This is a genomic window from Catellatospora sichuanensis, from assembly GCF_007483665.1.
GTDB classification, from domain to species: domain Bacteria; phylum Actinomycetota; class Actinomycetes; order Mycobacteriales; family Micromonosporaceae; genus Catellatospora; species Catellatospora sichuanensis.
In genome coordinates this window covers 82,552-97,371 of the sequence record NZ_ML660189.1, presented here as the reverse complement: position 1 = coordinate 97,371, position 14,820 = coordinate 82,552, and the positions used below count along the sequence as shown (strand labels likewise).

The 14,820-nt window shown below is 68.9% G+C and carries 13 protein-coding genes and 1 pseudogene; 2 read left to right on the top strand and 12 right to left on the bottom strand.

What is annotated here, in order from left to right; genetic code table 11:
- Positions 1 to 7 precede the first annotated feature (7 nt).
- The 5 genes from FLL47_RS42805 to FLL47_RS42800 form a co-directional block, all read right to left on the bottom strand.
- Positions 8 to 931, bottom strand: a complete 924-nt coding sequence (locus FLL47_RS42805; protein ID WP_186315654.1) for a hypothetical protein — start codon at positions 929 to 931, stop codon at positions 8 to 10.
- Positions 932 to 955: 24 nt separating this feature from the next.
- Positions 956 to 2,464 carry a class I adenylate-forming enzyme family protein gene (locus FLL47_RS10760; RefSeq protein ID WP_222106034.1) on the bottom strand — a complete coding sequence of 503 codons (1,509 nt, stop codon included), beginning with the start codon at positions 2,462 to 2,464 and terminating at the stop codon, positions 956 to 958.
- Positions 2,448 to 2,711 carry an acyl carrier protein gene (locus tag FLL47_RS10755; protein ID WP_144120330.1) on the bottom strand — a complete coding sequence of 88 codons (264 nt, stop codon included), beginning with the start codon at positions 2,709 to 2,711 and terminating at the stop codon, positions 2,448 to 2,450. Before FLL47_RS10755 ends, FLL47_RS10760 begins: the two co-directional genes overlap by 17 nt.
- A gap of 278 nt (positions 2,712 to 2,989) precedes the next feature.
- Positions 2,990 to 4,633 carry a lipopolysaccharide biosynthesis protein gene (locus tag FLL47_RS10750; protein WP_186315653.1) on the bottom strand — a complete coding sequence of 548 codons (1,644 nt, stop codon included), beginning with the start codon at positions 4,631 to 4,633 and terminating at the stop codon, positions 2,990 to 2,992.
- Positions 4,633 to 4,809, bottom strand: a complete 177-nt coding sequence (locus FLL47_RS42800) for a hypothetical protein (protein WP_186315652.1) — start codon at positions 4,807 to 4,809, stop codon at positions 4,633 to 4,635. The genes FLL47_RS10750 and FLL47_RS42800 overlap by 1 nt, the downstream gene beginning before the upstream one ends.
- Positions 4,810 to 5,082: 273 nt before the next feature.
- Here FLL47_RS42800 and FLL47_RS10745 point away from each other — a divergent pair, with 273 nt between their 5' ends.
- On the top strand, positions 5,083 to 5,844 hold the full coding sequence (locus FLL47_RS10745; protein WP_186315651.1) for a PIG-L deacetylase family protein: 762 nt from the start codon (positions 5,083 to 5,085) through the stop codon (positions 5,842 to 5,844).
- 618 nt (positions 5,845 to 6,462) lie between these two features.
- A pseudogene (locus FLL47_RS44990) lies at positions 6,463 to 6,669 on the top strand (LbetaH domain-containing protein); the annotation flags it as partial.
- An 86-nt stretch (positions 6,670 to 6,755) separates the two neighbouring features.
- On the opposite strand, the gene FLL47_RS10735 reads toward FLL47_RS44990, so the two are convergent.
- The 7 genes from FLL47_RS10735 to FLL47_RS10705 all read right to left on the bottom strand — a co-directional run bounded on the left by FLL47_RS10735 (position 6,756) and on the right by FLL47_RS10705 (position 14,701).
- On the bottom strand, positions 6,756 to 7,856 hold the full coding sequence (locus FLL47_RS10735; RefSeq protein WP_222106033.1) for a hypothetical protein: 1,101 nt from the start codon (positions 7,854 to 7,856) through the stop codon (positions 6,756 to 6,758).
- Positions 7,857 to 8,341: 485 nt separating this feature from the next.
- Positions 8,342 to 9,247 carry a Wzz/FepE/Etk N-terminal domain-containing protein gene (locus tag FLL47_RS10730; protein ID WP_144120325.1) on the bottom strand — a complete coding sequence of 302 codons (906 nt, stop codon included), beginning with the start codon at positions 9,245 to 9,247 and terminating at the stop codon, positions 8,342 to 8,344.
- Between the two features lie 13 nt (positions 9,248 to 9,260).
- Complete coding sequence (locus FLL47_RS10725) at positions 9,261 to 10,724, bottom strand: O-antigen ligase family protein (protein ID WP_186315650.1); 1,464 nt, start codon at positions 10,722 to 10,724, stop codon at positions 9,261 to 9,263.
- 361 nt (positions 10,725 to 11,085) lie between these two features.
- Entirely contained in the window at positions 11,086 to 11,958 is an 873-nt protein-coding gene (locus FLL47_RS42795) for a DUF6492 family protein (protein ID WP_186315649.1), read from the bottom strand.
- Positions 11,959 to 11,962: 4 nt separating this feature from the next.
- Positions 11,963 to 12,955, bottom strand: coding sequence for a glycosyltransferase family 2 protein (locus FLL47_RS10715; RefSeq protein WP_186315648.1), 993 nt, complete (start codon positions 12,953 to 12,955; stop codon positions 11,963 to 11,965).
- Entirely contained in the window at positions 12,952 to 13,821 is an 870-nt protein-coding gene (locus FLL47_RS10710; protein WP_186315647.1) for a glycosyltransferase family 2 protein, read from the bottom strand. Before FLL47_RS10710 ends, FLL47_RS10715 begins: the two co-directional genes overlap by 4 nt.
- 61 nt (positions 13,822 to 13,882) lie before the next feature.
- Positions 13,883 to 14,701 (bottom strand): WecB/TagA/CpsF family glycosyltransferase, encoded by an 819-nt coding sequence (locus FLL47_RS10705; protein ID WP_144120321.1) that lies wholly within the window; start codon positions 14,699 to 14,701, stop codon positions 13,883 to 13,885.
- Positions 14,702 to 14,820: the final 119 nt, after the last annotated feature.

Below are 14,820 nucleotides of genomic sequence, written 5' to 3'. Positions count from 1 at the left end.
GTCGCGGTTACTTCGACGACGCCTGCGCTACGGCGGCGAGCCAGGCCGTCGCCGCCCGCTGCGCGCCGTCGCCGTTGAGGTGGCCCTCGTCCGAGGCGAACGCGTCCGCGAGCGTGAAGTACGGCTGCCCGCCGTGGGTGCCGCCGACCCGGTCGCCGCCCGGCGCGGTGGACTCCACCGCGGCGACGTCGAAGAGATGGGCGTCGCCGTACTCCTTGCGGATCAGCTGGTTCAGCCGCTCCCGGGTCGCGTTCGCGGCCGGGCCCAGCAGGTCGCTGTCCGCAGTGCCCTTGACCCACTGCTTGAGCTGCGACAGCCGGCCCGTCTGCGTGGTCAGCGGCACGGTGGTCTTGACGAAGGTGACCTTCGGGAAGTCGCGCTCCAGCGCCGCGATGGTGTCGCGGTACGCCGCGAAGATCGCGTCGACGTCGGTGCCGGGCGCGATGTCGATGTAGCAGAGCTTCATCATCGCCACGTCGACCTGGGCGCCGACGCCGCCGCGGATCAGCGCGTCGAAGTCTTTGATCTTGTCGAGCGGTTTGCCGTTCTCGCCGATGGTCGCGTGCACCACGACACCGCTCGTCGCGGTGGGCGCATCCCGGCGCTCCTCGACCGGCGGGGCGGTGAGGCTGTGCGCACCGTATACCGCGGCCACGCCGTCGAGCACGTTGTACCCGACCGACTGGTGCCCGAAGAAGACCCTGGTCTGGCTCACCTTCGTCAGATCGGCCGCGGTCACTTCCTTGGCGGCGACGCCACCGGTCACTTCGTCCGTGGCCACAGCCTCGTCCTTTCCGTTCAGAATCAGGAATCCGGATCCGGCGAGGACCACGGCGGCTGCTGCCACCGCGATCAGCCGGCCGGGCCTGCGCCAACCTCCACGCGAACGCGCTGTCTGCGGCGCGGCGGTCTCGACTTCGGTGTTCGTCATCGCGTTCCCTCGCTCATCGGCTCGTCATGCCGTGGGTGTGCCGTCGGTGGCTGCCGTCACCAGGCGCGCCTTGGCCACCTTGCCGCTGGCGGTCAGCGGCAGGGCGTCCACCACGAGCACGCTGGCCGGCACCATGTGCTTGGCGAGGTGTTCGCGGCAGACGGCGAGCACCTCTTCCGGGGTGACCTCGGCACCGGGCCGGGCCACGACGAAAAGGGTGACCGCCTCGCCGGCCGCCAGGTCCGGCACGCCGACGGCGGCCGCCGAGGTGAGCCGGTCGATGCGCAGCGCGCAGTCCTCGACCTCCTGGCTGGAGATCCGGTAGCCCCACGACTTGATGAAGTCGTCCCGGCGATCGAGGATGAAGACGTCGCCGTCCTCGTCGACGGTCGCGAGGTCTCCGGTGCGCAGTCCCGACGCGGTGAACTTGGCCGCCGACTCTTCCGGTGCCCCCAGGTAACCCGGGGAGATGTTCTCGCCCCGGGCATAGATCTCGCCCTGCTCGCCCGGCCGGACCGGGTGGCCTGCCTCGTCGAGCACGCGCAGCTCCACGCCCGGGATGCCCCGGCCGATCGAGTCGGGCTTGCTGCGCAGCAGCTCCGATGGCAGGTAGGACAGGCGCGCCGTCGCCTCGGTCTGGCCGTACATGACGTACAGCTGCGCCGTGTGCTTGGCCTCCAGCAGCTCGTTCACGAGCACCGGCGCCAGTTTCCCGCCGGCTTGCTGGATCACGCGAAGTGACGGCAGCTCACGGCTGGCGAAGCTGGCCGCACGCAGCAGCAGCTGGAAGGTCGACGGGACGCCGGCGAAGACGGTGCACTCCTCCCGCTCCAGCAGATCCAGTGCGGTCTCGGGAAAGGCGAACGAGTGCTGCAGCACGATCCGGCCGCCGACGCGCAGGTGCGTGTGCAGCAGCGAGGCGCCGTAGCAGTAGTAGAAGGGCAGCACCGCCAGCACGCGGTCGTCAGCCCGAAGGCCGAGGTAGCCGACGATGGAGTCGGTGTTGGCCAGGATGTTGCGGTGGGTCACCCGCACCGCTTTGGGCCGCGACGTGGTGCCGGAGGTGAACATCAGCGCGGCGTCGGCATCCAGGTCGCACTCGGCCGGAGCGGGCAGGTCCGCCGGCTCCGTCGAGGTCAGCGCCTCGTCGGTGATCAGCGCGACGCCCTCGAGCACAGGACCGAACCGGCGCAGCGCGCGGCGATCCACGAACGCCGCCGCCGCGTCGACCAGGCCCAGGTTGCGGCGCGCCTCCTCCGGGGTGGCCTTGTCGGCCACCGGCACCGCGACGCAGCCGGACTTCATGGCGGCGAGGTAGCCCGCGATCCAGAAGAACGAGTTGGGTCCGAGCACGGCGACCCGCGAGCCGGCCGGCAGGCCGAGCGCGTCCAGGGCACCGATCAGTCGGGCCACCGCCGCGCGCAGGTCGCGATAGGTGTACCGGTGGGGGCCGTCCACGACGGCGACATCGTCCGGGCGCCCCTGGCCGAGCAGCTGGTCGCCGGCGGTCAAGCGCTCATCGCGCCAGGCCACTGCCAACCTTCTTGCCCTCGACGTACTTCGTCAGGTTGGCGATCGAACCCAGGTTGTCCGGGACCGTCTCGGTCTCCAGCACCTCGATGCCGAACTGCTCCTCGAGGAACTCCACGAGCTCCAGGACGCCGGTCGAGTCGACGATGCCCTGGTCCACGAGCGACTCGTGGTCGCTCGGCATCCGGGCCGAGTCGCCGAACAGGTAATTGTTGACCACAAAGTCAACGAGCTTCTCGCGGATCTGCATGTCCCCACCCACTACATTCCTGGCCGGACGTTCCTGGCCGGCTGCCCTTGCACCCGCGGAGCGTACCCGACCGCCTGGCCCGGGCGCGACACGCCATCGATATCTCTCGATCAGCCGAACGGGTCAGTGCCGGTCGGTCGAACAGCGCCCACACGGCGGCGAGATGCGGGTCCGGACCGGAGGAAGTCACGCGCTTGAATGGCCGAGCGCGCACAACTGCCCTGGTCGTCGCATATCTGACAACCTCCAGGCCCGGTTCGCGTGCCGGACGTCGACGCTCAGCGACGGCCGCGCACGATCCGGGCGACGCGCGTCGACACCTCGCGCTCGGTTGCCGTCAGCACCGCCAGACCCGCCGCGGCGGCGACGACACCGGTGACGATCAGGCCGACAGTCGCGTTCGTGCCGTGCAGCAGCGGCCGGACCGCGGGACCCGCAGCGCCGGCCGCGACCGCAGCGACGGCCGCGGGCAGCGACGGCCGCAGGCCGGCGGCCATCGAACGAATCATGACCTGCGAGAACATCAGCGCGAGCGCGACGATGGTGGTGACCCACTGGAGGATCGCGAACGTCGTGGCGATGGCCAGGACCTGCGTGCCGGGATCGGCATCGTGGAACAGCGCTCCCGCTACCAGCATGCCGGCGACGGTCGCCGCGGCCGACGCCCAGTTGATCGCTGCCAGCGTGTCCGGACGGCCGGCCGCCTGGTAGATCGCACCCATCAGCGGACCCAGTGCGACCGCCGCCATGGCGACGCAAAGAACCTGGAACGCCGATCCGGCCGGGGTCCACTGGGGACCGATCCACTGCAGGAACAGCGGACCGACCGCGAAGAGGACACCCAGCGCCGGGTAGGCGATCAGCGTGCCGGTGTGGATGTATCGGGCGGCGTAACGGTCGAACTCCTCGCGGGACGGCGCCGCACGCGACAGGTGGGGCATCGCGACCTGGGCGAGGCCGCCGGTGGCGACGTCGTTGAGCATCTCGGGGATACGGGTGATGAACCGGTAGAGGCCGATGGCGGTGGGGCCGAAGAGCGGGCCGAGCAGGAGCGCGTCGGTGCGCATCGCGACGAAGTAGGCGAAGAAGCCCGACAGCGAGTGCAGTGAGTACTGCCGCAGTTCTCGCAGCGCGGGACCGATGCGACGGAACCGCGGCCGCCACTGCACCGCGATCCAGACGGCGACGGCCGAGAACGTGGTCATGACGAGCTGCTGTGCCACGAGCGCCCAGACACCCCAGCCGATGATCGCACCGACGATGCCGACGACACCGCTGACCAGCCCGGCCAGCAGCCAGCGCACCGACAGCGAGCGGAACTTCAGCTGGCGGCGCAGGATCGCGTCGGGCACCACGACCGTCGCGTTGAGCACCATCACCGGCGCCAGCGCCAGGCAGATCGGGATCAGGTCCGGAGTCTGGTTCAGCCCCGCCCACAGCGGCACCGCGATCGCGAACACGGCCGCCAGCGCCACGCCCGTGCCCGCCGTGGTCCAGAAGGCCGCGTCGAAGTGGCTGTCGTCGACCTCCTCGCGCTGCACGATGGCCTGCACCGTCCCGTGGAGGGACAGCGACTGCGCGAAGGTGACCCATACCATGGCCAGCGCCACCAGGCCGTAATCCGCGGGTTCGAGGAACTTGGCCATGACGATGGTGACCCCGGCCGTGGTCCCGAAGCGGCCGATCGTCAGGACGTACGACCACAGCACGGCCCCGCGCGGCAACCGGCCCGCCGGCGGTTCGACCGCGGGCGACGACGGTTCCGCCGTCTCCGTGGCCTGACCGTCCCTGACCGTCGGCACGCGCATCGTCACCGGCAGCTCGGCCGTCTCGTCCATGGCGGAGTCGCGGTGCGCCGATCCGGATGGCGCGCCGGTGGCGGTGAAGCCGGGCGCGGCGGTTTCCGTGCGATCAGCAGTCATCACGTGTCCTTCGAGGTCATCGCGGCCCATGCCCCGCGCCGGCGCGACACGCCGAACCGGATGCACGCCCTCGCCGGCCACACCATACCGAACGCAGCGTTCGCTTCCGCTTCGCTGTCGTGCGACAGGTAGCCGACTGTCGTCGTATCGGCGGTGGCTTCCACACCGACCGGCACGCGCGAGAACCCTGACCCCCTGTTCACCCGCAGTGTTGACACTTGCGCTTGGCGTAGAGGCCACGTTCAGGGATGATGACCGGCAGGCACGACTCCCCGGCAGCGCAAGGCGCGGCGGCCGCGGATCTCCAATTGTCGCGCCCTGTCCGTCAAGCAATCGCAAACGCACGGCGCGCGCCACCGTAAACTGCTCCACTCGGAATGGATGTCAACCCTGCCTGGCTCCTCTTCTCCGATGTCCGCCCGTCCTCATCGTGGTCTGGTGTAAACAACGTGGAATTCGTGTCGTTATTGAATACCCCGCCCATCCGCCGTATACGCGAGTTCGGCGCGCTACGCCTGCTGCGCAGGCTGCACCGGGTGACCCATCGCCTGCCGGTTCAGCTGCGGCCGGTGGAGCGCAAGCGCATCCTGGTCGTGGCGCCGCATATGGACGACGACGTGATCGGCCCTGGCGGCACGCTGGCCCTGCACCGGCGACTGGGCAGTGAGATCAGCGTCGTCTTCTGCGCCGGCGGCGCCTCGCCGGAGGATGATCGAACGCGCAAGGAGGAGTCGCGTCAGGCGGCCGCGTACATGGGCTTCGAGCGTGTGGAGTGGCTGGACTTCCCGACGGGTGCCATGGCGCTGCACGAGCCGGGCATCGGCGCAAGGCTGGCGGAGCTGTTGCGCGATATCGCGCCGGACCAGGTCTTCTGCCCGTTCGTGTCGGACCACCATCGCGACCACACCGCGGCCGCCATGGGCGTGGCAGAGGCGTTGACGCTGACCGGCTGGAGTGGCGACGTCTGGTGCTACGAGATCTGGTCCCCGCTGTGGCCGAACGTGGCGGTGGACATCACCGATGTCGTCGACGTGAAACGGCACGCCATCGATCTCTACGCCTCCCAGGTCAAAGGCCTGCACTACACCGACGGTGCGCTCGGGCTGAACCGTTACCGCGCACTGCGCGTGTATGTGCCCTATGCGGAGGCGTTCTACGTCGCGAACGCGGCACAGTTCGTCAAAATCTCACGCCAGATGAACACGGTGTGAGCAACACCTGGCCGATGGCGGAAGGCGCTCGCACCGCCCTCCGCCATCGCCGCCGCATCTCCGGCGCAATGGCCGCGCGCAGCCGGTGAGCTGACTGCGCGCGAACATTGGACGGTCGGTCGTCTTCCCGATCGACCGTCTGCACGCCCGATCGCACCTGGTAATCTCCCAGCCGATTCGCTGAGAACGCCTTGACGCGCCGATCACGGTGGGGTGTGCCGCGCCAAGCCGTTGTCATCGAGCCGTGACCGTCATCTGGCAGGAGGCCGAATGATCCGGCGATTGTTGGTCAACGCCTACAGGATCCCCCGACCGCGCGTACGAAGCCTGGTGCTGTGGCTCCTACGCCGGCTGGAGGCCGACGAGTTCACGTCGCCGACCCTGCGGGAGATCTTCAGGAAGTACTGGGGCGTGGAGATCGGCATGTACAGCCACGGCTGCTTCGTGCCGTGGATGATCGATCGGGACACGACCATCGGCCGGTACTGCTCCATCGCCGCCAATGTCCGGATCGTCAACCACAACCACCCGCTGACCTTCAAGAGCACCAGCGGCCTGTTCTTCAACCCGGAGCTCGGCCTGACCGACAAGTGGCTGGTCGAGCACCGGCCGCTGGATATCGGCAGCGACGTGTGGATCGGCGCCAACGCGGTCATCCTGCCCGAGGTCAATCGGATCGGGCACGGTGCGGTGATCGGCGCGGGCGCCGTGGTGAACCGGGACGTGCCGCCCTACGCCGTGGTGCTCGGCAATCCGGGCCGGGTGGTGAAGTACCGGTTCTCCGAGCAGACGATCGCGAAGCTGCTCGCCGAGCGGTGGTGGGAACGGGACATCGATCAGCTCGGCGATCTCACCCCGTTCCAGACCCCACTGACCGAGGTCGCGGACGTCGCGACCCCGGTCGGCGCCGGTCAACCGGCTGAATAACCGCATCCCGGCACGTTGATCTCGTATAGGTGCACGGCGTTTCCGTCCTTGAACGCGTCCGTGAAACGGCCGTTCTTGATCGGGAGCGTCCTGCCCTCGTCGATCACCGTGGCAGTGCCGTCACCGGTGCAGGCAAGCTGGAAATCCGCAGTCTGCGACGTGTGCTGCTTCGACCCGGCCAGCACGTGGTACTGGTTGTCGTGCCACTTGGTCGCGACGTCGACACCGGGTGAGGCGGTCACCGCGTTGATGGCGAACGGCGCGTTCAATACCGGTGCCAGCCGCTTGATCTGCGCGTTCAGCTTGATCACCGTGTCGCGGGTCTTCGCATAGCAGCGCTCTCGAAGAACATTGTGCGACGGGCACGGGCCGCCGAAGCTGTGATTGAAGTAGATGATGCCGCGCGCGCCGTGAATCAGGCTGCTCCACACCGCGGCCACGATCTCATCCGGCTTGATCGTCGGCCAGGCGTCCTGGTCAGACCCCGACGGATGGCCGACTTCGACGAAGGCCCACACCGGCTTGCTGCCGGCCGGCGACACCAGCTCGCGGACCCGGTCCATGGTCAGGCCGTAGTTCGCCGCGCGGTGGCACAGATGCTCCGGTAGGCGGCCGTCGACCAGGTCGGTCTCCATGAAGAAGGTCCCGCCCTCCGACGGGATGCAGACGTTGCGGTCGGTGAACCAGTAGTTGTCGGCCGACACGACGTCCTGGTACTCGTTCACGAAGCGCGCTGCCTGCGCGTCGGTCTCCCAGAACGTCACACCCTTGCCGTAGTTCGCATACCGCATCCGGCCGTCCTTCGGGAACGACGCGCGGGCCTTTTCCATTTGGGTGTAACCACAGGGCGTATCCGGCGACTCGCAGGCATCCCCCTTGACAGCCCCGTCACCGGGACCCCCGGTCATGTCGAACTCGTCGGCGAGCATCCAGGCGACGCTCTCGGCACCGTTGCCCATCCGGGTGTTCGTCATGGCGTAGGAACCCGCGTCCCTGATCATGTTGAGCCGGGAGTCCTCCGTCAGCGCCACGTACAGGTTGATGCCGGCCTCGGTGTCCATGGCAATGTCCGACGGGTCGACCACGCTCGCGAACCACACCCCGATGGGGAAGAACGACGCAGCGGTAGGCAGCGGATGGGTGAACCGGCCGTAGTAGTCGGTGCCCCCGTCGACCGGCTGCAGCCGGACCGACACGTCGCACGCGCCACCGGCTGATCCTTCGGACGGCCGCGCCGTCACCGTGCCGGCGTCCGTCGGTGCCGCCGAGAGGCACGTCTCCGGCGACTTGGGCAGCGCCTTGCCGGCCTCGTCGCGATCCGTGCCGAACACGGCGGACGAGGTGACGACCAGGCCGACGGCCACCAGGCCGATGACGAGATGGAAGGGCCGTGGCCTGAGCAGTCCTGCGCGTCGCATCCGACTCCAATGTTCGTCGCGGTTCTATTCCGTCACCCGAACGCGGTGCATGCCTCGATCACGACATCCACCGCCCCCGGATTGCCGATTCTTCGAGACCGACATTCAGCCGAGAAGCTCGACCGGCGTCGACCCTCGGAATCGGTCACGTGTCACGCGGGGCGATCGGGATCCTTCTCCACCATGGCCTCATCGGGCTTTTCCGCATCGACCGGACCGGGACCCGCCCCGTCCGCACCGTCACTCATCGCACTATATCCGTTCGAAGAGGACATCAGTGCCGCGGCCGGGACCGTCGCACTGTCGGCAATCTTCGGTATCACCGTCGTCGCCTCAGTGGCGTCGGCCGGCTGCCACTCGGCGAGGTCCGTCAACCAGATCTGCGGGGCGTCGGCCACACCCGTCGCCTTGGCCGTGGTCGTCTGCTTGGGCTTCGACTTGCGGGCCTCCGCGATCGAGATGACGGCGAACAGCAGAACCAGACCCGCGACGAACACCACGATCACCGATCGCAGTGTCCCGGTCAGCTTCTGTTCCGTCTCACTCTTGCTGACGAGCTGCGCCTGGATGAGGAAGCGGGCGTCGGCCTGGTTGACGAGCTGCATCGCGTTGAACTCGCTGAGCATCCGGCTTGTCACGAGGTCCAGCGTCTTCACGGACGCCTCGGCCGACGTGCCCGTGCCGGTGATCAGCAGGATGGAACCACCGCCGATCTGGTTGCTCGGCTCGACCTTGTAGTCCTCGTCCGCGCCCTGGGCGACGAGCGCCTTGCCGATCAAATCGCTGCTCATGCGCTGTGAGACGACTTCTACGAGGGAGTACGGATCGACCCGCAGGAGCGGATTGTCCGAATTCAACTTGCCCAGCGCGGGGTTGGCCAGAATCTGCGCTTCGGTGGGGGCGGGCGGTGGCTGGACCAGCACATAAACCGCGCTCGTCTCATAGCGCGTCGGCACCATGAAGACGACGAACACCTCGCCGACGATCACGACGAGCATGACCACGAGTGTGGCCCAACGATGCCGCCGAAGGGTGGCGAACAGTGTCAGCAAGTCCATGTTGTCTAGCTCCTTAACCTGGGAACGCTGCCGGCTTGGCAGTCTCGCCGACGAGCGCCACCGCGCCGTCGTCGGCGGGTTGGTCAGCTGTCGAATACAGCCAGCACGATCCGCACAGCCCGACGAAGACCGCGTGCACGCATGCGAACTGGGCGAAGGAAAGCGAATCGAATGTCAGGCCGCAGACCGCAGCCGCGAGCGTACCGCCTGCCAGCGCGGCGCACAGTGAACGCATCGTCCAGTCCTCCATCCGCCGAGCGTTCAGAGCGGTCAGGACCGGCACGAGGAAGTAGAGGACCATGCAGACGAGACCGATGAGGCCCAGTTCGATCGCCGCCATGAGGTACTCGTTGTCGAGCACCTTCGTCAGATCACGCTGGATGTACGTGCCGCCGCCGCGTCCCAGCCACGGCGCTTCGGTCACCAGCCGCTCGACGATCGGATAGTTGTTTGTTCGGTTCATGACGGACGGGTCGGTGGACCCCGCGATGATGAAACTGCTGATCGTACGCAGGTAACCCGGCGTCGAGATGAACACCGCCACGGCGGCGAGCGGGGCGAAGCCCAGGATCCACATCCGGTGCCGGGCCGGCAGCAGCACCACGAGGACGCCCAGCCCGATCGCCGTCGCCAGCACGGCGCTGCGCGTGACCGACACCGGAATCGCGAGGCCCACCCCGGCGATCGCCAGCAGCCGCGACAGCCGCGAACGCTCCTCGTCGTAGATCAGAAGCCAGAACGCCAGCGGCAGGATCATGCCCGCGATCACGCCGAGTTCGATGGGGTGCCCGGCGGTTCCGATGGCGCGGGTGAGCGTTCCTCTCGTGTCGAGCACGATCTCCGCATTGAGCGAGAACCCGAGCATCACCGACCGCAGCAGCCCGGCCGGGTCCCAGCCGGTGGCGAACTGGACCGCGGCGACGACCCCCGACACGGCAGCACCCCAGACGAGGACGCGCACCACGCGGATCAGGTCGCGCTTCGCACGGATGAACTCCGCCGTGACCACCACGATGCCCGCGATGCACAGCCACTGCAGCATCCACCGCAGGGCGCTGAGGCTCTGCACCTCGGTCGGGTTGTAGAAGGGCATCGCCGCATACGACAACAGGGACGAAACGATCATCAGCCCGACGACGGCGCGCGTCGGATGTCGCGTGTGCAGCGGATCGTGAAATCCCAGGAGACTGGAGACGACCCAGAACGCAAGCAGCGTCAACCCGAACAGGCCTGCGGCGTGCCCGCTCGCGCCGACCACTTTGATGACCATGTCGGCCGGGCACAGGAAGGCCAGCAGGACGAACGTGGCGATGAGCCGGGATCCCATGCTGGACTTGGCGTCCGGAGAGAGGCCGCCTGCGTCGAGGCGCCACTGCGGCGGCCGTGTCCAGTTCCTGAACGGCCCGCGGCCGACGTAGGGCAACGATGATCCGGAGTGCGCCTTTCCGACGTACGTCGTGCCCCGTATCTTGCGCATCCGTGAGTCCTTTCGATCTCGCCGAACGGAGTCGCCGACGCGAACGGCATCGGACGCCGTCGTCGCCACCGCCGATGATAAGCGCGGCGGCGGCGACCCATCCCGGGCCGTCGAGGTGGTGTGTGGATGAGAATGGCAGGTCCGCCTCGCCCGCGCCCAGTCCATACGACGGTTGTGACCGGATCGCCGCTGCCGAGGGACGGATTCCGAACGATCGCCTTCCATGCTGGCAAACGACGCGGCCGTCAGCCGGTCGGATTACCGCGCCTGTCGGTTAACCGACATCCGCACAGCGGCGGCCGGCTCGCCCTGCCCGCTCTGCGCCGGGCCTGCACGCACCGCGGAGGGCGGGCAGCGGGCCTTAATCGCTGCGCTGGGCCAGTGTGTCCAACACGGACCGGCGCACGGACCGCGGTGTGCCGGACTTCGCGGAAACCATCACCGCGATGTCGCCGTCGGCCAGGTCGTCGCTGAAACTTCTCAGCTCGTTCTCGGTGAGCGGAACCTCGTCGTAGTGGTTGCGGCACATCATGTCCGAGCGGGTGAACCCGCGGGCCGACTCGTCGGCCAGGTGGTCGACGAACACGCCGTACAGCATCATCTCGGACACGTGCAGCTGGCCGCCGACCGCCGACTGCCAGGGCCGGCCGGTGACCTCACCGATACGTCGCTGCATCGCGCGCACCAGCGCGGGGCTCCATGCGCAGGGCATGTTGACGTAGTCGTGGAAGGGCGGCTCTGCCGGCGGCAGTCCCAGCAGCCTGCGCGCAGCGTGGTGCCAGAGCACGTGTCTCGGCAGCTGGTTGTCGACCGCGTGCGGCAGGCGGTAGAAGCGGACGACCCCGTCCTGCAGGTAGGTCTCCGGACCGAAGGGCCGGACGAACTCCGTGTCCGAGTCCACCAGCAGGACGACGTCGGCATCGAAGTGGGACGCCGCCGCGAGCTTGGTGATCTGCTGCAGGACCCAGCCCCGGATCGGCGGCCACGGCCGGCGCAGGTTGACGTTCAGGTTCGTCCCCGGCACGGGCAGCACCGAGCCCGGCAGGAAGTCACTGGTCGGATGAATCTGCACCCGGCTGTCCCGCAGATGCGCGAACAGCTTCAGGTCCCGCGGCGGGACGATGATGTGGTGCTGGACCGATGCCGAGCCGTGGACCAGGACCGAGCGCACCAGATCGGCGCACAGCTCGGCGTCCGGCGCGTAGCTGGGTGTGACGATGGCCAAGCGTGGCATGAACTCATTCCTCGTGGTGGGTCGTGGCGGGCGCGATGCCGCGGATGCCGCCGGGCAGGCTTCCCCATGTCCCGGGACGCACCAGGGCGCGGAGCGCACTGCGGTTCGCCGAGCGCCGCACCCGCATCACCTCGCCGAGCATCACCGCCGCCCGGAACGCGGCCGTGGCGATCCGGCCGTGGTATTTGCGGTAGTAGCGGATCCGGTTGACCGCGTTCAGCGCGACGAGGGCGTCGCCGGTGCCCGATCCACCGCCCCGATGAGCCACCTCCGCCCGAGGTTCGTACCAGACGACGTAGCCGGCAGCACGCAGCCGCCGCGCGATGTCGGTCTCCTCGCAGTACAGGAAGAAGCGCGCGTCGTCCCAGGCGCCGACCGCACGATCCGCGGTGCCGGCGATCGCCAGGACCGCGCCTGTCGCCCAGGCGGCCGGTCCCGGCCTGCGGTACACCTCGGGATCCCAGACGATCTCCGAGAGCGGAGCGGGTCGGCCTGGCCAGTGCGCGCCGAGGAGACCGTCGAAGAGCGCGCGGCCCACCGACGGCTCGCGTCGCAGTGACGGGAACGCATGCCCGTCGGGCTCGGCGTATCGCGGCACCGCGGCACCGACACCCGGTCGCTCGAGGGCCTCGAGCAATGCCTGGATCGACCCCGGTGCCGGAACGACGTCCGGATTGAGGATGACGGTCGCCCTGGACCCGCTGTCGATCAGGCGGCGGCCGACGTTGATCGCGCCCGAGTATCCGGCGTTCCAGCCGACCTTGACGAACTCCACCTCCGGGAACGTGGCGACGACGCTCTCGGTGTGATCGACGGAGGCGTTGTCGAGCACGATCACCCGCAACCGGCGGCTGCCCGCCGCCGCGGGCAGCATTTCGAGCAGCGTGCCGACGTCGGCGGCGCTGTTGTAGGTGACGATCAACGCCGTCGCGTCCACGCCTGGCGTGTGCGCGGGCTGCCGGCCCTGTTCGCGAACTCCGTCCGGTGCCACGGTCACCTCACGTCCGTACGGGAGCTGGCATCGCGTTCCCAGCCGTTTCGCTGCCGGGGCGCCAGGCGTGACGCGAGCCGCGCCGTCACCACGAGCCCGGAATAGGTGGCGGCGTCGACGAGGCCGGTGGTGGACCCGAACGCGAGCTTGCGGATGTCCCGGGCGGTGTCCCCGGCGGTCTCGCGCGCCGTCGGCGCGGCGGCGTGGAACTCCGACTTGCCACGGTAGGTCCGCCGGAGGATGCGCAGCAGACTGGACACGTCGCCGGGCGTCGTCACCGTCACCGGCTCGCACTCGACGATCTCGATCTCCTCAGGCGCGAACAGCTGATCGATCCAGAGGTCGTCGGCGACCAGGTCGGGAAACTCCGTGAAGCGCCGGCGGCCCTCGGCCGACACCGCGTACACACCGGCACCCCACAGTGATCGCTGCAGCGCCGGAATCTGCGCCCGGGCCCGGTAGTAGCGGCGCACCAGGCCGTCCGAGGTCTGCTGCCGATAGCGGACGGGCGGCCGCGCGGCGAGCGCCACGTCACCGCCGAGCCCCGGCGTGAGGCGGTCGACGAGGGTGCGGGCGGACGAGAGGGGCAGCACCACGTCGGCGTCGAGGTAGATGCGGGGAAGGGCCGACACGGTCCGCTCGCCGGCGCGCAGCGCGGCGGGCTTCGAACCCTCGGCCAGCTCGACCACGTGCACACCTGGATAGGACCGCGCGAGGTCAGCCGTCGCGTCGGTGCACCCGTTCGCGACCACCACACCCTCCAGCTCGCCGTCGGCGAAGGCTCCGGCCAGCGAATCAAGGCAGGCCGCAAGCACGGCTTCCTCGTTGTGCGCCGGAATGACGACAGATCCTCGGGCGGCGGAGCGGTTCACATCATCTCCTCGGGGGCGGACAGCTCGACCGGGCACAGGCGACGTCGTCGAACTTCATTGATCAAGGTAGATATGACCTGGTTCGCAGCTTCCACCACGCCGGCGGACCCTGGACGAGATAGCGTCGGGCGAGCCGACGAGGCTCACGCACCAGACGGAACGCCCACTCCGCCCCCATGGCGACCACCCAGTCGGGCGCGCGATCGACGGTCCCGGCCAGGAAGTCGGCAGCGGCGCCGAAGGCGAGCACGACGCGGGCCCCGGTCGCGGCGCCATGACGTGCGATCCACCGCTCCTGACGCGGCTTGCCGAGCCCCACGACCAGAATCTCCGGCCCCGCCTGGCGGATCTCGCCGGCGAGTGCGGAGCTGCCGACCGGGTCGTTGACCACCTCACGGCTCGGCGTCCACTGCCCGACCACCTTCAGCGTCGGGTGGCGCTCGGCCAACGCGAGGCCGAGCCTGCCGTGCATCGCCGGCGTGCCGCCGAGGAATCCCAGCGTGGCACCGGCCTGTTCGGCGAGCTCGACCATGCGCGGAAGAAGATCCGATCCCGACAGCTTCGCCTCGTCGCGACCGGTGAGCCGGCTGGCCTTCCGGACCAGCGGCACCCCGTCGAGCAGGACCAGCCAGTCGACGTCCGGCGTCGACCCGTGCAGGTCGCCGGAGCCGGCGAAGTGGTGGATGTGGTCGATGTTGGCGGACGCGATCGCCAGCGTCCGCCCGCGATCGCCGCTTTCGAGGGCGTCGCGCACGGCCGTCATGAGCCCGTCGTCACTGAGCAGGTCAACAGTGATCCCACCGAGCACGACACGCTCTCGGTGCACGGAATCGTTCATCGTCATCCTCAGGAAATCGGCCTCGCCGAACCACGTGTTCACGCGAGGCACACTCGGCGATCGCCGGTGACTACAACCTAGTCACGGCGGCGGCGAGCGCTCACCTAATGTCGACCTTGCGACAGGCCTCCGGATGTGCGTCACCGCCGCCGTGGAGCGGC

What these genes read in the sequence shown, in the direction of transcription:
- FLL47_RS42805 (WP_186315654.1), bottom strand. Translation starts at nt 931, where the DNA reads ATGACGAACACCGAAGTCGAGACCGCCGCGCCGCAGACAGCGCGTTCG.
- FLL47_RS10755 (WP_144120330.1), bottom strand. Translation starts at nt 2,711, where the DNA reads ATGCAGATCCGCGAGAAGCTCGTTGACTTTGTGGTCAACAATTACCTG.
- FLL47_RS10750 (WP_186315653.1), bottom strand. Translation starts at nt 4,633, where the DNA reads ATGACTGCTGATCGCACGGAAACCGCCGCGCCCGGCTTCACCGCCACC.
- FLL47_RS10730 (WP_144120325.1), bottom strand. Translation starts at nt 9,247, where the DNA reads ATGGACTTGCTGACACTGTTCGCCACCCTTCGGCGGCATCGTTGGGCC.
- FLL47_RS10725 (WP_186315650.1), bottom strand. Translation starts at nt 10,724, where the DNA reads ATGCGCAAGATACGGGGCACGACGTACGTCGGAAAGGCGCACTCCGGA.
- FLL47_RS42795 (WP_186315649.1), bottom strand. Translation starts at nt 11,958, where the DNA reads ATGCCACGCTTGGCCATCGTCACACCCAGCTACGCGCCGGACGCCGAG.